The organism is Acinetobacter sp. yr461 (genome assembly GCF_900110445.1).
Lineage (GTDB): Bacteria > Pseudomonadota > Gammaproteobacteria > Pseudomonadales > Moraxellaceae > Acinetobacter > Acinetobacter calcoaceticus.
In genome coordinates this window covers 112,186-131,534 of the sequence record NZ_FODU01000005.1, presented here as the reverse complement: position 1 = coordinate 131,534, position 19,349 = coordinate 112,186, and the positions used below count along the sequence as shown (strand labels likewise).

The following is a 19,349-nucleotide window of genomic DNA, read 5'->3' as shown; positions in this document are numbered from 1 at the left end:
TAGCCTTGTTAATTCTAAGTATTGAACAAACTGACACCATTTAAGGTTATAAATAAATTAACCTTTTTATAAAAATTCAACGTTAAGCTATTTTTATGACTCATCCTGATTCCGTTTTAAAGTTTTCACTCAGTCTCAATGGTCTATCTTTTGACCTAGACAACCAGCACATTGAATTTGAACAGGGTGTAGGTTTTGTTAATTCAAAAAGTATTAGCCATGGTGTAATTGATGAGCTTGCTATTGAAAAGATGATCTATTTTATTGAAGAAATCATCGAGTCAAAGCCCTTAAGAAATCTAAATATAAGTGGTGTAGCTGTTACTGCTGATATAGCCATGACACAACTTAGTGAGTTATTTTTTAGGGCTAAAAAACAAATCAGCCGCATTGAGCTTGAGCATGGATTCAATGATTTTATTGAGCGTTTGAGCTACTACACAAGCCAAGTAGCCCCAGATCAGCTTTATGTTTTTACCTACTTTGTATTTGTTCGAGAAATGATGCATCACTTGAGAGTTGAGGAAATTGAGATATGGGAAACTTTCAACAATTCCGATGAATAAAAAAATCCCCTCAATTGAGGGGAGTTTTCTTGCTTAAATTAAACAATGGAATCATCTAAATTCGGTCCTAACCAACGCTTCGCTTCATCCAGTGTCCAACCTTTACGTTTTGCATAATCTTCAAGTTGGTCTTGAGAGATTTTACCTACGTTAAAATATTCACTTTGAGGGTGCGAATAGTAGAAACCACTTACCGAAGATGGCGGCATCATTGCAAAGTGCTCAGTCAGTTTGGTGCCGATTTTGTCTGTAGAACCTAACCAGTCAAACAACACCGCTTTTTCAGAGTGTTCTGGACAAGCAGGGTAACCCGGTGCAGGGCGAATACCGACATATTTCTCTTTAATCAGCTCTTCATTACTCAGTGTTTCATCTGCTTTATAACCCCAGAACTCTTTACGAATGCGTTCATGCAAGTGTTCTGCAAAGGCTTCTGCAAAACGGTCTGCCAACGACTGAACTAAAATTGCAGAGTAGTCATCACCTTTGGCTTTGTATTCATTTGCCAATTCTTCTGCACCAAAAATCGATACAGTGAATCCACCTAAGTAGTCCTGTTGCTCACGGTCAGTACGAATGTAATCTGCCAAAGACAAGTTTGGTTTACCTGTGACTTTGTCTGATTGCTGACGTAAGTGTTCAAATGTATGCGTAACATTTTGACCAGCTTCATCAAATACGCTGACGGTGTCGGCGTCAGTGCGCTGAGCAGGGAACATACCAAATACAGCACGTGCATCAAAAAGGTTGTTGTCGATAATATCTTTCAACATTGCTTGAGCTTGGTTGTACAAATCTGTTGCAGCTTCGCCAACCACTTCATCTTGTAAAATTTTCGGGAACTTACCTGCCAAACTCCAAGAAATGAAGAATGGTGTCCAGTCAAAATATTCAACCAATGTTTCAAGCGGGTAGTTTGTTAAAACTTGAGTTCCCAAAAGATTCGGTTTTGCAGGAACATAGCTTTCATCAATTTTAAAACCGTTTTTAACAGACTCTGCATAAGTCAGCTTGGCAGCTTTGGGTTGTTTGTTGGCTAAACGCTCACGAATTTTGGCATATTCAGCACGGTGTTCTTCAATGAATTTTCCACGCATTTCTTTTGAAAGCAGGGTAGTTGCAACACCTACAGCACGTGAGGCATCAGCAACATAAATCACTGCATCGTTATGGTACTGAGGGTCAATTTTTACTGCTGTGTGTGCTTTTGAAGTTGTTGCACCACCAATCAATAAAGGAATGTCAAAGCCTTTACGTTGCATTTCTTTCGCAACAAACACCATTTCATCTAAAGATGGAGTAATCAGACCTGACAACCCGATGATGTCACATTTTTCATCAATCGCAGTTTGCAAGATTTTCTCACAAGGTACCATCACACCAAGGTCAACAATGTCGTAACCATTACAACCCAGTACAACACCCACAATATTTTTACCAATATCGTGTACGTCGCCCTTAACAGTTGCCATCAGGACTTTACCTTTAGATTGGCTACCTGTTTTTTCAGCTTCAATGTACGGGTTGAGCCAAGCCACAGCTTGTTTCATGACACGTGCAGATTTAACAACCTGTGGTAAGAACATTTTGCCTGAACCGAACAAGTCACCGACCACGTTCATACCGTCCATCAAAGCGCCTTCAATCACATCTAAAGGACGTTTGGCTTTTAAGCGAGCTTCTTCGGTATCTTCATCAATGTATGTGGTAATACCTTTAACCAAAGCATATTCAAGACGTTTTTCTACAGGTTCGTTACGCCATTCAAGGTTTTCGGCTTCACGCTGAGCACCACTATGACCACGGTATTTTTCAGCGACTTCAAGCAGTTTCTCTGTGGCGTTTTGACCAGATTCACCTTGGTTCTGGTTTAAAACAACATCTTCAACCGCATCTTTGAGTTCTTTAGGAATATCATCATAAATTGCCATCTGACCGGCATTTACAATCCCCATGGTCATGCCTTGTTTAATGGCATGGTACAAGAACACAGAGTGAATTGCTTCACGAACAGGCTCATTTCCACGGAATGAGAACGATACGTTCGATACACCACCAGAAATCATGGCGTGAGGTAAGTTCTGTTTAATCCAACCAGTGGCTTCAATAAAATCGACACCATAGTTATTGTGTTCTTCAATCCCTGTTGCCACTGCAAACACGTTCGGGTCAAAAATAATATCTTCAGCAGGGAAGCCCACATCATTGACCAAAACATCATAAGAACGTTTACAGATTTCGCGTTTACGCTCAGCAGTGTCGGCCTGACCTGTTTCATCAAAGGCCATCACAATAATTGCGGCACCATATTGACGGCAAAGGCGAGCCTTTTCGACAAACTCGTCATAACCTTCTTTTAAGGAAATCGAGTTAACAACAGGTTTACCTTGTACACATTTTAAGCCTGCTTCAATGATTTCCCATTTCGATGAGTCAATCATGATCGGCACACGTGAAATATCTGGCTCAGATGCCACAAGATTTAAGAAATGAACCATCGCATTTTGCGAATCGAGCATCCCTTCATCCATGTTAATGTCAATAATCTGTGCGCCAGCTTCCACTTGTTGTTGTGCAACTTCTAAAGCTTCGGCAAAGTTTTCTTCACGAATAAGACGTAAGAATTTTTTTGAACCGGTAACGTTAGTACGTTCGCCCACGTTTACAAACAGTGAGTCATCATAAATATTAAATGGTTCTAAACCACTCAAACGACAAGCAGGCACAGTTTCTGGAATTTGACGTGGTGCAATGTCTTTTACAGCATTGGCAATAGCACGAATATGATCTGGCGTTGTACCACAGCATCCACCTGTAATGTTAATGAGGCCACTTTCTGCAAACTCTTTTAAGAAGGCAGCAGTTTGTTCTGGTGTTTCGTCATATTCACCAAAAGCGTTTGGTAAGCCAGCATTTGGATGGGCAGAAATGAAAGTATCCGCAACATCAGACACAGTTTTAACGTGAGGACGCATGGCATCTGCACCAAGGGCACAGTTAAAACCAATTGAAAGTAAGTCACCATGGCGTACAGAGTTCCAGAACGCTTCAGCAGTCTGGCCTGTTAAGGTACGGCCAGATGCATCGGTAATGGTCCCTGAAATCATGAGCGGTAATTCATGACCAATTTGCTTAAAGACTTCTTTCACCGCAAAAATTGCAGCTTTACAGTTTAATGTATCAAAAACGGTTTCAATCAGAATGATATCTGCACCACCTTCAATCAGCGCATGAGTTGCCTCAATATAGTTTTCTTTTAGCGCATCAAAGGTAATGTTACGAAAGGCAGGATCATTTACATTGGGTGAAATTGAACAGGTACGCGATGTTGGGCCGAGTACACCCGCTACAAAACGAGGTTTATCTGGAGTCGAATACTTTTCACAGGCTGCTTTGGCTAAACGGGCTGCTTCACGGTTAATCTCAGGAACAAGGTCTTCCATGTGGTAATCAGACATTGAAACACGCGTGCCGTTAAAGCTGTTAGTTTCAATAATGTCTGCACCAGCATCAAGGTAAGCTTCATGAATGCCTTGAATGATTTCTGGCTGTGTCAAAACTAAAAGGTCATTATTACCTTTTAAGTCATGTGCCCAATCGGCAAAACGCTCACCACGGTAGTCGGCTTCTTCCAATTTATGGCGCTGGATCATCGTTCCCATTGCACCATCAATAATCAGAATGCGTTTAGCAAGAAGCGCTTTTAGGGTGGCAAGCGTAGACATAGAAAACCCCGATCTTTTATATGAATTTAAAAATGCGGCGCTATTGTAACAGAATAGCAGCACAATTGATGATCTATGACGACCCACCATTCACCGTAAATTAGTCGTAAAAAAAGTGTTTTCGAACAAAAAAGAGGGTATTTTTTCATCAAAAATTCATAAAATGATCATGATATTGAAATATTTCATCTCCAATATTCGGTTTTATGACAATTAGGCTGTTTAAAAAAACGTCACATAGGTAATTTTTTAGATATTTTTGCTTTAAAAATAGTCATAAATAAGTAAGATATAAATTGATTTAAATTATTGTATTTTAATAAAAAAATAAAATGGATCGAGGAAAGGTGCATCAAATGAGGTCAAAATATGAAAAATTGACTTCATCAGGCGCCGCTTTGTCATATAATTGTCATAATTTAATTTAAGAATACAGAGGATTTTTCTATCCTCTTACCGTCTGCATGAATTCTAATCTACCCCCTGTTTCGGATTCAAAACTTGCGGCAAACCTGCAAGTCAAATCGACGAATGTACATGTCCCGACACCTAAGTTCTTTATGCCGGTGTTTCTGACAATTATTGTTGCAACACTTATTTATATTGGATTTCAGGTGAGTGCTGATTTAGCGCATGTACCGCCTTTGAGTCTTTATTCGGTTATTCTTTTATCTACCGCACTCTTGATTGCTTTAGGCTTTGAGTTTGTAAATGGCTTCCATGATACTGCAAATGCAGTAGCGACAGTGATTTACACCAATGCTTTACCTGCACCAGTTGCAGTCATGTGGGCAGGTTTTTGTAATTTTCTTGGGGTAATGGTTGCAAGCGGCGCAGTCGCTTACGGCATTATTGCATTGTTGCCTGTTGAACTGATTATGAATATGGGTAGCGGTGCAGGTTTCGCAATGGTTTTTGCGCTTCTTATTGCTGCTATTCTCTGGAACTTAGGTACTTGGTTCTTGGGTATTCCTGCTTCTAGCTCTCATACTTTGATTGGTTCAATCTTGGGTGTGGGCATTATGAACCATCTGTTGAGTGCATCGACTGGCGTAACCACCAGTGGTGTTGATATGGATCAGGTGATTAAAGTCGGTAAGGCCTTATTATTTTCACCTTTAATTGGTTTTGCTTTTGCAGCGATTGTATTCTTGTTGGTTAAAACTATTTTTAAACGCCAATTAGAATTATTCCAACCACCAGAAGGTAATAAACCACCACCAGCAATCATTCGTGCAATTTTAATCTTTACCTGTACAGGTGTAAGTTTTGCACATGGTTCTAATGACGGTCAAAAAGGTATGGGTTTAATCATGCTGATTTTGGTTGGTCTGGTGCCATTGGCTTATTCATTGAATAAAAACCTTGATACACAACAAGTTCAATCATTCCATCAGCTTTCTTCTCAAACTGCCGTACTTTTGAATCAAAATCAGCCAGAATTAACCGATGAAAAAGCACGTGTTATTTTGACTAAATATATTCAGACTAAACAGCAAACTCCGGAAGTAGTGCCTGCATTGGCAAGCATGACTGATCATTTGGGTGAGCGAGTTTCTAGCTATAGCAACTTAAAAGACATTCCAGAAGCTGCAATCAGTGAAATTCGTAATGACATGTATTTAAGTACAACGACGTTTAAGCGTTTGGATAAAGCTGATGCTTTACCAAAAATGGATCAGTCACAAGAAAAACTCGTGAAAGAATACCGTAGTAGCTTAGATTCATTCTTACAATACATTCCAACTTGGGTGAAAGTAGCAGTTGCTTTAGCACTTGGCTTAGGCACCATGGTCGGCTGGAAACGTATTGTTGTGACTGTAGGTGAACGTATTGGTAAACATCACATGACTTATGGTCAGGGGATGTCTGCTGAGCTTGTAGCAATGAGTACAATTGCAGCTGCCGACGGTTTAGGTATGCCTGTTTCAACAACACACGTTTTAAACAGTGCTGTTGCAGGTACTATGGTCGCGAATAGATCGGGTTTAAACTTCAATACAGTTAAAACGATTTTATCTGCATGGGTATTTACACTCCCTGCAACAATCTGTTTGTCAGGCGGTTTGTACTGGTTATTCTTACAGTTTGTATAAAAGTATTTAAAAAATTAAAGCCACTGTTCACAGTGGCTTTTTTATTTGTTTCTTTTTAACGTTCAGTCTATTTTCATGTACATTCAATTATAAATTAACGAGTCCTTATAAAGCCTCAAGTAACTTCAGAGGCTAGGCTTAAAACTTTTATATCAGGATAGATTATGGATGCGGTTCAAATAGATCAGCTAAAACAACAATTTCCACTTATTGAGAGACTACAAGCCTATCAAGAAACATTTTGGTTTACACCTCATTGCTATCCTTTAAATGAAGCTTTAGAAAAAGTTGGTCTCACCGCAGAGGACGTAAGTGAAGCAGAAGCCCGATTAGAGCGTTTCGCACCTTATTTGGCAAAAGTGTTTCCTGAAACTCAAGCACAACATGGAAAAATTGAATCAGATATCGTTGAAATTACTCATATGCAACAAGCACTTTCTACAACAGAGCAAGTGCAACTGAGTGGAGCATTCTGGCTGAAAAAAGATAGCCATTTACCTATTTCTGGTTCAATTAAAGCGCGTGGAGGTATTTATGAAGTCTTGGCTCACGCCGAAAAGTTGGCAATTGAGGCCGGACTTCTCAAGTTGGAAGACGATTACAGTAAGTTAGATCAAGATTCATTTCGAACGTTTTTTTCTAAGTATCAAATTGCAGTAGGCTCAACAGGAAATTTAGGGCTTTCGATTGGTATTATGAGCGCCAAACTGGGTTTTAGAGTCACAGTCCATATGTCTGCCGATGCTAGACAATGGAAAAAAGACAAACTGCGTTCATTGGGCGTTAATGTTGTGGAATATGCTAGTGACTATGGCGTAGCTGTTGAAGAGGGAAGAAAAGCAGCAGAGCAAGATCCACATTGCTTTTTTATTGATGATGAAAACTCAAAAACATTATTTTTAGGTTATGCAGTTGCAGGAATACGCTTAAAACAGCAATTTGAGCAAAAACAGATTACAGTTGATGCTGAACACCCATTATTTGTTTATTTGCCATGTGGCGTTGGTGGTGGCCCTGGTGGGGTAAGTTTTGGTTTGAAACTGGCTTTTGGTAAGCATGTACATTGTATTTTTGCAGAACCCACCCATTCGCCATGCATGTTACTGGGTGTCCACACAGGTTTGCATGATCAGATTTCAGTGAATGACATTGGCCTCGATAATGTAACTACTGCAGATGGGCTCGCAGTAGGCCGTGCTTCAGGTTTTGTGGGACGTGCTATGCAGCAGTTAATTGATGGCTATTACACCATTGATGATGAGCGTTTGTATGAGCTCATTGCGCTTTTAAATCAAACTGAAAATATTCAGCTTGAGCCTTCTGCGGTGGCAGGAATGATGGGGCCATATTATGTCCAGACGAGTCCTGATTATTTGGCTTTACATCAACTATCAGCTGAGCAGTTACAACAGGCAACCCATGTGATATGGGCGACAGGAGGCGGTATGGTGCCACCCGATGAAATGCAAAAATATCTATCACACTTTCAAAATAAATAGATAAACACAGAAAAAGCCCAATTCTAGAATTGGGCTTTAATATAATTATTTTTTAGATGATTTTCCGAAAGGTAGTTTTTCGGTTGCAAAGCCATAGATTGCAGCAAAAGGCAGGGCAGTTCTTGCTAAATAAGCAACACGCCACAATCCGCCGTGGTTGGCACCTTCCATCATGAGCTCAAGCGGATGGTCCAGCTCCGTTTCAGGATTTGCCACAGAAGACTCATTTCTTAAGTCATGAATCCAGATTGCAGCCATAATCGCATTGGTAGTTTCAGGGCTAAATGCTTCTACATCAAAAAGCTCTGCACCATTAAAAGCTGCTTTCAACAATGGATTTTTAGTCACAGAGTGGGTCGTTGTAGATGGAGCAATATTAATGCTGACGTGTTGTCCTTGATGGCGGGCCAAAATAGCACGCCATTGTTGAATGCGTTTAGCCAAAGCATAATTTGGCCCTTGTTCAACAACTAGACAGTCGGCAATGCCATAAGTTTTTCCATTTTCACAATCAACTAAGTCTTGATATGGCGCTTGAAAAAAACGTTTTAAGGAAAGTGTTGAAACACCTTTCACTGCCATTTTTTGTAGTTTTGTACGTGATTTAAATTTTTGTTGAGCAGCTTTTGCGACTTCTTTAGGAACAGCATAAACATCGGTTGGCGTACACATAAACATAAGGCTCGTATCAGACTTATGCTCGCTCACAAATTGCATGATGCTGTCCATTGCCATGGAAACACGAACATGCTTTTCACCATCTAAATAGGCAATTGCGGCCAAATCTAACTTTTGTGGAAACTGAACTAGCCACTGTGCGATTTCTGGTAATTGAGTCAATAAATTTGCACCCAATTTATCCTTTAACTCAGAAACTTTTACTGAAGAATCCACTGGTTCAACACTTGGTGCAATGAGGGTTGCGTTTCCTTGTTGAATCGTATCTAAAATCTTGCCCCAAACACGTGGGTTTGGTAAGTCGACAGCAACAATATTCGCTTTCCATTTGGCTAACCAAGGTAGAGGTCCTGCTTCTGAAGCTGCACCAAACAGCACCATGGTACGGTCAGATAAATCAAACCATTCTGGGTGAGCAATAGCTTCACGTAAAGCTTTTGCATGACTTGGTTCAATAATACCAGCCTCTTCCCAACGTTGAATCTGGTCCAGTAAGCTTTGCCCGCTTAGTTTTTGTCCTTTGTAAGGAACATACCATTCAGGTGCTGCATCACTTTCACCTTTAAGTTTTACTGTATGAAGTGGCGTAGATGAAGCAATATTAACCGCATCTTTTAAAAGGTAGTGTTTACTATCACGATAATAGTCAAAAATATGGTGAGCTTTATGCAAACCTTGCTTCGCAATAGTAATTGGGTGCTTGCTATTAGAAATCCCTTGTTTAACAAGTGCTTTAAAATATATTGGGTAATTTTTTCGCCAGTTTTTTTCATTCAGCACTTGCTGTGCGGTTTTATTATCTACAACAGATAAAGCCTCTGACAAAATTTCTTGGCCAGTAAGAGATGTGCTTTGTTTTTTTGTTGAGGCGTGTACTGGAAATTGTAGACCTTCGACTTGACTTGTGCTGGACATAAAATATCTCGTTATACGACTGGGTTAATATACAGATGTATACATTATCTATGCCAATGAAAGGAAACGAGTGGCAATAACTGACAAAATAATATTGATTATTTATGTGATGAAACATGGAAGAGAAAATTATTATGATAAATTCATCTCATTTTGGTCTTAATTTTTTTCACAATTTTAGAACATTTTTATAGACTTACGTTACATAAATGATTATTTTGTATTAAGCAAATACATCAGTTTTAGCCTGAAGGTAAAATGTTCAAAATGTATCAATAATACAGATACAGAAATGATTAAAAACTAGACTTTTTTCTTAAAGGATAAGAGAAGTCAGACGGAATAAGAAAGAATTGGGGTGAAACTAGATAGAAGACAGCATAAGATTGTCTTTTAAAAATCTTGGGGATATGGTGATTTTTTTACACCATAATTTTCTAGTTTCATCCCATCTATTTTTGGGTTGGAACCCTCCATTTTTGTACTCACTTTATCACTTGATTGAACTTTATTTGTTTAAAGTAACTTCAAAATTACTTTAAAAGAAACTATCTCTAACAACGTCCTTTTTTCGCTTGTCCTGGTGGGCAAAAGTCTCCTGGATGGTTGTGATAAGGTGAATCTGGATCAATCACAATACTGCCTTCAGGTGTATGAACTGCACAGGCTGATAATGACATTGTGAAAATTGCTGCTGCACAGAGAAGTAATGTTTTCATCTTGTTCTCGCTTTTTTATCATTCTCCTTTTTACTATAGAAAAATTTTGCTTATTTTTCGATCTACTTTTGGTTAAGAATATATTTAATAATTCTGATTTAAAGAAACTAATCAGATCGTAAAATCGTTCGAAAGCCCACATGGGTTGCTGCTAAATCAAAGTCTTGCGGATAGCGGCTGCTGCTACGATAACGTGAACAATAATTTTGTGCGCAAAGAAAAGATCCGCCTTTAATTACATATTGTGTACTGGTGATTTGTTGTTGTCTTAAATCAGAATAATTTCCCATATGCTGGTCATGAGCACCTTGATATGGAGATGATGTCCATTCCCATACATTTCCGATCATATCAAATAGTTTGAAATGATTTGGTGCAAAGCATCCAACGGGTGCAACATCTTTAAAGTGATCTTGATTCAGGTTTTTAAAAGGGAATTCACCTTGCCAGTAATTTGCTTGTGGATGTTGGTGTTCATCGGTAGGGGCCTGATGTAATGGTGTATCAGTTTGCGAATTCGCTTTAGCTGCATATTCCCATTCTAGTTCTGTGGGTAAATCATGTCCTAACCAGACTGCATAATGCTCAGCATCGTTTTTACTCACATATCGCACAGGTTCATTAGGATTCGCTACGGCACCATTATTGCCGTTTGGAGTTTTCCATGTATAGCCCGATTTTAGCTGCCACCATTGCTGTGGATGTTGAGGGTCTGGTGAAAAAACAGCAGCCTGCTTTTGTTTTTCGGCATCGGTGATATAACCCGTTGCTTTTACGAAACTAGCAAACTGAGCAACGGTAACTTCTGTTTGATCAATCCAGAATCCTTTGACTTCCCGTTGCTTTTTTCCAAAATTAAGTTCATCGGGATATGCTTTTTCAGAACCAAAATTAAAATGTCCATTAGGAATTAAAACCATTCCTGCTGTAGGTTGTTTTAGCCAACCTTGAGGTAGTCCTGTGTAGTTTTTACATTTCTCAATAGAACCTAAGTCAGCTAAAGAGGTTTGCTGCTGAGACGATGGTGTGGATTCAGAAACTTGTGAAGATTGACTACAGCCTGTCATAAAAGACAGGCTGATGGTCGTTACTAAAAATGGTTTCAATCTCATTTGGCGTTATATTCCTGCACACCATTTTTTTCAGTATATTTTTGATAGACCGATAACAATTCTTGGACTTTAGCTGGATAAATCTGAGCAACGTTCTGTCTTTCCCCTCGATCCGCTTTAATGTTGTATAGCTCCCAAGTTCCTGTACCTAGCTCAGGACGGCCTTGAAGTGCAATTTTCCACTCGCCTTGTTTTGCATATTTACTGCCATGTAGCTCATCGGCAAAACTAAAATTTTCGGGGCGAATCGTAGTTGTTTTATTTTCAAGTAAAGGTTTCCATGAAATCCCTGATGGTGTGTTAATGGTACGACCATTGTATTGGCCTTGAGGTACTGGAATATGGGCATATTCTAGTAAAGTTGGGAAAACATCGAGTACTGATGCAAAGCTATGATTCGTTTCTTCTGCTTTTTTCTGATTTGGTAATTTCACGATAGCAGGAGCAGTGGTTGCACCTTCTCCAGCTGTATCCTTCCACAAATGGAAAGGTGCAGCACTGACTTCGGCCCAACGTGGTCCAATATAGTGATACGAAGTCGGTGTACCTACATTTGCTACAGAGTTATCAAAGCCAGATTCACTGCCATAACCTCCACGTACAAAACCTTCTGCACCATTGTCGGAAACAAAGAAAATTAAGGTATTGTCATAAAGATTATTTTGTTTGAGGTACTGAATAATTCGGCCCACATTGGCATCGAGATTTTCTACCATACCTGCATAGATTTCCATTTTACGGGCTTCTAGTGCTTTTTGTTCAGCAGTTAATTCATTCCATTTTCCATATTTTTGTGGAGCATTTTGAGTTGCAATCGGTTCGGCTGCTTCAAAGTTTGCCGGAATAATGCCAAGCTGTTTTTGGCGTGCGATACGCGCATTACGAATTGCATCGTAACCAACATCGTAAACTCCGCGATATTTTTCACGGTATTCCGCAGGTGCCTGAATTGGCCAATGAGGCGCTGTATAGGCAGCATAAGCAAAGAACGGTTTGCCGCTATTTCTGCCGGAGTCTAAATAGCTAAGTAATTTATCGGTAAAATAATTTGTCGAGAAAAAGTCATCAGGCAATGCTGAAACAGGAATAATTTGCCCATCTTCCGTATAGGTCGAATTTCGTTTAAATGCACTTGGAGCTTGTTTAAAGTGATGATCTAGCCCTTGTAACAAGGTAAATGAATGGTCAAAACCTTTTGCATGGGCATTCGTTTCAGGGGTTAGCCCTAAATGCCATTTACCGCTGATATAAGTACGATAGCCATTATCTTTAAGAACCTGTGCAATCGATAATGAACGCTCGTTTAAATATCCTTCGTAGCCAGGCTGGCCCTTTAAATGTTCTGGCGTGAGTTCAGCCATTGCACCAATACCAGCTAAATGGTGATCAGTACCTGAAATCAGTTGAGAACGTGTTGGGGAACAGGTCGGGGCAGTGTGATAGTCAGTTAAAAGGCGACCTTCCTGAGCTAGGCTATCAATATTGGGTGTACGAATTTCACCACCGAAAGCTCCTAAATCTGAATAGCCTAAGTCATCCGCCATAATAAATAAGATATTGGGCTGTTTAGGAGTACTGACTACATTTTCTTGTTTATCGTTGTCATTACATCCAGCCAAAGATAAGCTAAATAAAGCAATGGAAAGGCTAGATAAAATTGCTTTGTACTTCATTGTATCATCTGAATTATTAAAAGAATTGGCATGAGTTTAATCAGATGGTTTTTGCAATCAAAACAAGGAAAAGATCAAAGAAAATCAGAAAAAAGACTGAGAATTTATGGTGATAAATAAATGAGAAAAAAAGAAAAGCCCATTACGGGCTTTTTTTGAGTGCCTGACTTAGAACGGAATACGAGTCAGTTGATCTAAGAAATGTGGAATCACTTTGGGTTCGATCAAAATGGTTACAAGGACCCCGTAAGCTGCACCCCATAAATGAGCACTATGGTTAATATGGCTATTACCACGTTTACCAGCCCAAATGCTGTACGCTACATATAAAACAGCAAAAATAATGGCTGGTACTGGAATGAAGAATACAAAAATCAGCTTCCATGGTTGAAATAGAATATAAGCAAATAAAACAGCTGAAACCGCACCAGAGGCGCCGAGGCTCGCCCAGTTTGTATCATTTCTATGTTGTAAATAGCTTGGTAAAATCGCAAAGATTAAACCGCCTAAATAGAACAACACAAATCCCATGTCATAAAAATATTGGCGATAAAAACTTTCAATAATGCTGCCAAAGAAGAACAGGGTAATCATGTTGAAAAGTAGATGTGTACCATCTGCATGGATAAAGCCATGAGTAATGAAACGATCAAATTGCCCACGTTGCATTGCAGGTGGCCAAAAAATCAAACGATTCATCACGTTTTGATTGCTAAATGCAAGTAAAGAGACAATGACCGTAATAATAATAAGGGTAATGGTATGGTTGAACGGCAGATGCAACATAAGAAATATTTAAAAAATGATCAATATTGAGCCCAATAATGCCATTAAAAACTTCAGTTGAAACCCTGTTGTGTATAAATCCGACAAATTTAGTTGATTTTTTTTAAATCTACCTCATCTTCGGTTAATATAAAGGCATCAGCTTGAGGAATATTGTTATGTCGACTGAGAACACCAACACTGCTGTTGCAGAAGAAATTCCAAACCTTTTGATTACACCATCTGCACAAGAGTATTTGCACGATTTATTGACGAAGCAAAATACTCCGGGAATTGGCGTTCGAGTTTTTGTTGAACATCCGGGTACGCCACGTGCAGAATGCTGTATGGCATATAGTGCACCAGAAGAAGTAATCCCAACGGATTATAAACAGGACTATCCAGATTTCCCTGCATATATTGATGCGCCATCTATTCCTTATCTTTTAGATGCCGTAATTGATTACAATAAGGACCGTTTTGGTGGGCAGTTAACTTTCCGCGCGCCAAACTCTAAAGTTCCACGTGTTGGTCCAGATGCATCAATTGAAGAGCGTATTACTTACATTCTGCAAGCAGAAATTAACCCCGGTCTTGCAGGCCATGGTGGGAATTGTAGCTTGGTAGAAGTACAAGATAATCCAGAACATGGTTTAACTGCTGTATTGAAATTTGGTGGTGGTTGCCAAGGATGTTCTGCAATTGACGTTACCTTGAAACAAGGTGTAGAAACGACGTTAAGAGAGCATATTCCAGAGCTTCAACGTGTGGTTGACCAAACTGACCATACACAAGCTGAAGGTGCTTATTTCAAATAATTAAATTATTTGAAAAGTGAAATAAAAAAGCCTCGGAATGAGGTTTTTTTATTATTCAATATAAATAATGATAATTATTATCAATATCATTTGTAATTTTATTTAGATTTGTTACAATGCGGAACTTAAAATGAGAGATGTTTAATAAATCAATATATTGGGAATACTTATGTCGAAGCGTATTATCCAGTCAGTGCTTTCTGTTTCAGTACTGGCAAGTATGATGTCTATGGCTTATGCTGCAAAAAATGAGCAAGAACAAGCTGAACCAGCATTAGAAAAGCCTGCTGAACCTGTGAAATTGGAAACAATTTTTGTAACAGCTGAAGAGCAAGTAAAGCAATCGCTCGGTGTATCAGTGATCACCCAAGAAGATTTAGAAAAACTTCCAGTTCGTAATGATATTTCAGATTATGTGCGTCGTATGCCTGGTGTAAATTTAACTGGAAACAGTGCAACAGGGCAGCGTGGTAATAATAGACAAATTGATATTCGTGGAATGGGTCCTGAAAATACGCTCATTTTAGTGGATGGAAAACCTGTTAATTCTCGTAATTCAGTTCGCTATGGCTGGAAAGGGGAACGAGATACACGCGGTGATTCAAACTGGGTTCCAGCAGAAGCAATCGAATCGATTGAAGTTTTACGCGGGCCAGCTGCAGCTCGATATGGTTCGGGTGCAGCAGGTGGTGTAGTCAACATCATCACTAAAAAAGTGACGAATGAAACCCATGGTTCGGTAGAGCTCTATACTTCACAACCTGAAGACTCTAAAGAAGGTTCATCAAATCGAGTTGGCTTTAATTTAAGTGGGCCACTGATTAAAGATGTTTTGTCATATCGTTTATATGGTAATTACAATAAAACAGAAGCTGACGATGTCGATATTAATAAATCAATTGGAAGTACGGCAGCTGGGCGTGAAGGCGTTAAAAATAAAGATATTTCAGGACGTTTAGCTTGGCAAGCAACAGATCAGCAAACCGTCTTACTTGATGTTTCATCTAGCAAGCAAGGTAATATTTATTCTGGCGACTCTCAGTTAAATGCAAATGCTGAAGCTGATGCGATTCTTTCGGAGCTTATTGGTAAAGAAACCAATACGATGTACCGTGATAGCTATGCTTTAACACATGAAGGTGATTGGTCTTGGGGTAAAAGTAAGTTAGTTGCTCAATACGATAAAACCCATAACAAACGTCTACCTGAAGGCCTTGCTGGAAGTGTAGAAGGAAAAATTAATAACCTTGATGATAAAGCAACTTCAAGATTAGAAACTCTTCGGTTGAATGGTGAAGCAAATATTCCTTTTGAATATTATGTACCGCACGTATTAACTCTCGGTACTGAGTGGGTTGAAGACAGATTTAAAGATAATATTTCGACAAATCAGGGTACAGACAGCAGCGGTTCAGGTTATGGCGATCAATTAGCTAAAGGCAATCGCAGTAAAATGGAATCACGGATTGCTTCTGCATATATCGAAGACAACTTGAAACTCACAGACAGCACCGATGCCGTGTTAGGTTTACGTTTTGACGACCATAGCAAATCTGGCTCTAACTGGAGCCCAAGCTTAAACGTTACTCAAAGACTCAATGATTATTTCACGTTAAAGGGTGGAGTAGCTAAAGCTTATAAAGCACCAAACATGTATCAAAATGCCGAAGGGTACTTACTCAGTACAAATGGCAATGGTTGTCCAGCCAATATTGAATCGCGTTGTTTATTACAAGGTAATGGTGATTTAAAACCTGAAACTTCGGTAAACAAAGAGTTAGGCATTCAGTTCCAAAAAGATATTGTGAATGCGAGCTTAACGTGGTTCCGCAATGACTATAAAGATAAGATTGTGGCAGGAACGAATGTTGTTGGCACTGTAGATGGCTCAAGTACCAATGCCAATACAGGAGCTGTAACCAACACGAAGTGGAATATCTTACGTTGGGAAAATACGCCTAAAGCATTAATTCAAGGTTTTGAAGGAAGCTTAGGGTTAGACTTTGGCGATATTCGTTGGACCAACAACTTTACCTATATGATGGACTCGAAAGATAAGCAAACGGGTAACCCATTATCTTTAGTTCCCAACTATACGATTAACTCAATTTTTGATTACGACATTACAGATCAATTAGATGTGAATTTTGTATTTACTCAATATGGTCGTCAAAAATCGCGTCAGTTTGCCGAAAATAGAATCGAATCTGGCATTGGTTCAGGTGGAACAAATTCTGCGATTAAGCCAAGCACTGTAAAAAGCTATAGTACGGCTGGAATTAATGTTGGTTATAAAATTTCAGACAATATTAGTACGCGTGTTGGTGTAAGTAACTTGTTTGATAAACAAATTTTAAGAGACAGTAATTCGATTAGCCAAACTTACAATGAGCCGGGTCGAGCTTATTACGCTTCTTTAAAATATTCATTCTAATCCATAGTAATAACAAAGGCGCTTTAAGCGCCTTTGTTATTTAAAATATCTAACGCTTTTTCAGAATAATAAAACTTTTCTAAGTACACACGAGCACGTCGTCTTAAATGACCAGTTGTGACTAATTGCTGTAATACCGGCACAAGTAACTGAGTCAGTTCATGTTGAATTAAGCTTTCATCAATATTGAGGTCACGAAGTAACAAGTCAAAATTATGTTCCTGATTTCGAACATACCACGTGTAAATACCATCATGTACTTGTTGTTTCAAATAAGAAGTTTGGCGAATGTGATCCCAAATCTGATGTCCTAACCCCACAGTTTTTGATAAATCCTGAACTTCTACATAATTTTTCAAAACAGAAAGCGGCATGGTTTTAACTTTATGCCAAATATTTGCCTGAAAATGGTAGAGCTTATCATTGTCAAAATGTTGGTTTAAAACACGCTCACTCATTTGAGTGAGTTTTAAAATATTCTTTTGCAAATAATGATGAATCGTGTCATCCAGATTTGAGTCGGTTACGGTTTCTAGAACCGATTTACCCATCTTCATAAAACGACCTACACCCGGCACCCGTTTTGACATCGACTCATCTAAATAGTCATGCATCGTTTGTTGAATCAGCTGTGTTAGAAGTGCTGAAAATGCAGGATTACTCACAATCGTTTTAATGAGTTTTTTACGATGCTGATCTTTACTTGCAACGTATTGCGCAATTCCATCAATTGTTAAAACAGGAATAACATCTTCAATTGTTGTACTGTCATTAGCAGGATGAATCAGTGCAAAACGGATATGTTCTGCAATTTGTTCAAGCAGAAAATCAGAAGCAGGGGTGTCTAAAATCTGCTTTTGAATCAGCTGCTGAATTTGTTCGAAAGTCCAGAGGTGTTGTAGTTGCCGACTACCCAACCAATGATAAAATTGCTCAAATTCTTTTTGAATAACATTGGGCTGAGCAAATTCCTCATCTAAAAAATCAAGATGAGCTTCAATGAGTTTTTCTATAAGCGGTTGGGTAGACATAAGGTCTCACAAGTCCGAAGTTTTATTTAAGGTGTAGTCGTTCTTAAAGACTGATTTGTTTCTACTTTCAGTAAAAACGGTACATATTGTTGAATAACCAGCTGCTCAGCTTCCAAAATTGGCATATGGCCAACATTTTCTAAAATAACAGGAGGTTGGGCATTCTTTAAGAGTCGTTTTAGTTCACTTGCGACTTCGACATTAATAATCTTATCTTGCTTACCCCATAAAATCAGTGTTGGTGCATCAATCGTTCTTGTTAAAACGGCAAATGAATCGGGAGTGTAAACCTTATTTAGCGCAATAAGCTGATCAACCAGTTTCTGCGTTTGAGGTGCCTGATTAATCATGAGCTTTTCTTGAGCTTCTAAAAATTCTTTTGGAATAAAAGGTGGGGTATACATGGTTTGCTTTAACAAATAGTTAAAGTCACCCTTTTTAGATACTAAAAGTTGTTTTAGGTAAGCAGGATCTTTTAGATAAATTGTATTGGCAGAACGGAAAATACCGCCACTATCAACTAAGAATAGGCTTTTGGTTTCAAATGGATATTGTCCAGCATAGAGTAGGGCAATCGAACCGCCAAGTGAGTGGCCAGCAATATGAATAGGGCCTTTTAAATTTGCAGCTTCAACAAAACGACGTAATTTTTCGGCAAGATTAGGCACTGAATAATCAAATTCTTGTGTAACTAAGGTTTCACCACTGCCAGGTAAGTCAGGAATAACGACATGGTAATTTGCTGTCAGATAACGGGCGATGCGGTTCCAGTTATCACGACTCCCTCCTAATCCATGAATAAGGAGTAAAGTAGGTTTAGTGGTAGAACCACCTTCACTATATGACCAAGTTATATCACCAACTTTTAAACTTTTACTTTGTAAACCTGCCCAGCTTCGTTCTTGCTGCAAAATATTTTGAAAGCTTATATCAATCGTATCGGCAGCCTGTGTCTGAGAAATACTCATTATTGTTGTAAGGCTGCATGCTAAGGTAAGTGCTGCAACGGTTTTTTTTAGAACAGTTTTTTTTGATGCGGACAGCGTTGTCATAAGATTTCATCCTTGATGCATAAGCGAGTTTGAAAATTATTGAAAAACTTTGCCAATGAGTCATTTGCTAAATGATTAAAAGGAGGAAAATTATAGTCAATCCATTTGCTAAAGTATGTCTATTTTTTAACTAAACAGCAGTGAATGTGCAGTAAATTCTCCATTCAAATAGAGGAAGTATTTTTAAAATTTTTCATGGAAAAGGATTTAATTTTTTGTCAGTGACATTCAAATTTTGACACATTAAAATGATTTCCAACCTTGAA

At 38.8% G+C, this 19,349-nt stretch carries 13 protein-coding genes; 5 read left to right on the top strand and 8 right to left on the bottom strand.

The features are described from left to right. The first annotated feature begins 95 nt into the window (after positions 1-95). Positions 96-566, top strand: coding sequence for a hypothetical protein (locus BMW38_RS10035; RefSeq protein ID WP_092707605.1), 471 nt, complete (start codon positions 96-98; stop codon positions 564-566). Between the two features lie 38 nt (positions 567-604). Here the strand turns inward: BMW38_RS10035 and metH are convergent, their stop codons facing one another. Beyond that, positions 605-4,291: a methionine synthase gene (gene metH / locus BMW38_RS10030; protein WP_092707602.1), complete on the bottom strand. Its 3,687-nt coding sequence runs from the start codon at positions 4,289-4,291 to the stop codon at positions 605-607. Positions 4,292-4,755: 464 nt separating this feature from the next. Here metH and BMW38_RS10025 point away from each other — a divergent pair, with 464 nt between their 5' ends. After that, positions 4,756-6,387 carry an inorganic phosphate transporter gene (locus BMW38_RS10025; protein ID WP_017391706.1) on the top strand — a complete coding sequence of 544 codons (1,632 nt, stop codon included), beginning with the start codon at positions 4,756-4,758 and terminating at the stop codon, positions 6,385-6,387. A 164-nt stretch (positions 6,388-6,551) separates the two neighbouring features. Further along, positions 6,552-7,886: a D-serine ammonia-lyase gene (locus tag BMW38_RS10020; RefSeq protein WP_092707600.1), complete on the top strand. Its 1,335-nt coding sequence runs from the start codon at positions 6,552-6,554 to the stop codon at positions 7,884-7,886. A 45-nt stretch (positions 7,887-7,931) separates the two neighbouring features. Here BMW38_RS10020 and BMW38_RS10015 read toward each other — a convergent pair whose 3' ends face one another. From BMW38_RS10015 to BMW38_RS09995, 5 genes are all read right to left on the bottom strand, one after another. Then, a complete protein-coding gene (locus BMW38_RS10015; RefSeq protein WP_092707598.1) occupies positions 7,932-9,479 on the bottom strand; it encodes a hypothetical protein in 1,548 nt (515 codons plus the stop codon). Positions 9,480-10,033: 554 nt separating this feature from the next. Further along, positions 10,034-10,198: a hypothetical protein gene (locus BMW38_RS10010; protein ID WP_004793999.1), complete on the bottom strand. Its 165-nt coding sequence runs from the start codon at positions 10,196-10,198 to the stop codon at positions 10,034-10,036. A gap of 107 nt (positions 10,199-10,305) precedes the next feature. Beyond that, positions 10,306-11,310 carry a formylglycine-generating enzyme family protein gene (locus BMW38_RS10005; protein WP_213031139.1) on the bottom strand — a complete coding sequence of 335 codons (1,005 nt, stop codon included), beginning with the start codon at positions 11,308-11,310 and terminating at the stop codon, positions 10,306-10,308. Further along, positions 11,307-12,983, bottom strand: coding sequence for an arylsulfatase (locus BMW38_RS10000; RefSeq protein WP_092707596.1), 1,677 nt, complete (start codon positions 12,981-12,983; stop codon positions 11,307-11,309). Before BMW38_RS10000 ends, BMW38_RS10005 begins: the two co-directional genes overlap by 4 nt. Before the next feature lie 168 nt (positions 12,984-13,151). After that, positions 13,152-13,769, bottom strand: coding sequence for a rhomboid family intramembrane serine protease (locus tag BMW38_RS09995; protein WP_003653076.1), 618 nt, complete (start codon positions 13,767-13,769; stop codon positions 13,152-13,154). 158 nt (positions 13,770-13,927) lie between these two features. Between BMW38_RS09995 and nfuA the strand changes: the two genes are divergently transcribed. Together nfuA and BMW38_RS09985 are read left to right on the top strand one after the other, a co-directional pair. Further along, the gene (gene nfuA, locus BMW38_RS09990; protein WP_003653074.1) at positions 13,928-14,566 is read left to right on the top strand and encodes a Fe-S biogenesis protein NfuA; all 639 of its coding nucleotides are present in this window, start codon (positions 13,928-13,930) and stop codon (positions 14,564-14,566) included. 169 nt (positions 14,567-14,735) lie between these two features. After that, positions 14,736-17,000, top strand: a complete 2,265-nt coding sequence (locus BMW38_RS09985) for a TonB-dependent siderophore receptor (RefSeq protein ID WP_092707594.1) — start codon at positions 14,736-14,738, stop codon at positions 16,998-17,000. A gap of 23 nt (positions 17,001-17,023) precedes the next feature. On the opposite strand, the gene BMW38_RS09980 is transcribed toward BMW38_RS09985, so the two are convergent. Next, positions 17,024-18,031, bottom strand: coding sequence for a hypothetical protein (locus tag BMW38_RS09980; RefSeq protein WP_092707592.1), 1,008 nt, complete (start codon positions 18,029-18,031; stop codon positions 17,024-17,026). Between the two features lie 26 nt (positions 18,032-18,057). Further along, complete coding sequence (locus BMW38_RS09975) at positions 18,058-19,083, bottom strand: alpha/beta fold hydrolase (protein WP_092707590.1); 1,026 nt, start codon at positions 19,081-19,083, stop codon at positions 18,058-18,060. Positions 19,084-19,349: the final 266 nt, after the last annotated feature.

Bases quoted from the DNA above. Each gene is read 5' to 3' on its own strand.
- BMW38_RS10020 (WP_092707600.1), top strand. From the start codon at position 6,552: ATGGATGCGGTTCAAATAGATCAGCTAAAACAACAATTTCCACTTATT.
- BMW38_RS10025 (WP_017391706.1), top strand. From the start codon at position 4,756: ATGAATTCTAATCTACCCCCTGTTTCGGATTCAAAACTTGCGGCAAAC.
- BMW38_RS10005 (WP_213031139.1), bottom strand. From the start codon at position 11,310: ATGAGATTGAAACCATTTTTAGTAACGACCATCAGCCTGTCTTTTATG.
- BMW38_RS09985 (WP_092707594.1), top strand. From the start codon at position 14,736: ATGTCGAAGCGTATTATCCAGTCAGTGCTTTCTGTTTCAGTACTGGCA.
- BMW38_RS10015 (WP_092707598.1), bottom strand. From the start codon at position 9,479: ATGTCCAGCACAAGTCAAGTCGAAGGTCTACAATTTCCAGTACACGCC.
- BMW38_RS10010 (WP_004793999.1), bottom strand. From the start codon at position 10,198: ATGAAAACATTACTTCTCTGTGCAGCAGCAATTTTCACAATGTCATTA.
- BMW38_RS09980 (WP_092707592.1), bottom strand. From the start codon at position 18,031: ATGTCTACCCAACCGCTTATAGAAAAACTCATTGAAGCTCATCTTGAT.
- BMW38_RS10000 (WP_092707596.1), bottom strand. From the start codon at position 12,983: ATGAAGTACAAAGCAATTTTATCTAGCCTTTCCATTGCTTTATTTAGC.
- BMW38_RS09995 (WP_003653076.1), bottom strand. From the start codon at position 13,769: ATGTTGCATCTGCCGTTCAACCATACCATTACCCTTATTATTATTACG.
- BMW38_RS09975 (WP_092707590.1), bottom strand. From the start codon at position 19,083: ATGACAACGCTGTCCGCATCAAAAAAAACTGTTCTAAAAAAAACCGTT.
- BMW38_RS10035 (WP_092707605.1), top strand. From the start codon at position 96: ATGACTCATCCTGATTCCGTTTTAAAGTTTTCACTCAGTCTCAATGGT.
- nfuA (WP_003653074.1), top strand. From the start codon at position 13,928: ATGTCGACTGAGAACACCAACACTGCTGTTGCAGAAGAAATTCCAAAC.
- metH (WP_092707602.1), bottom strand. From the start codon at position 4,291: ATGTCTACGCTTGCCACCCTAAAAGCGCTTCTTGCTAAACGCATTCTG.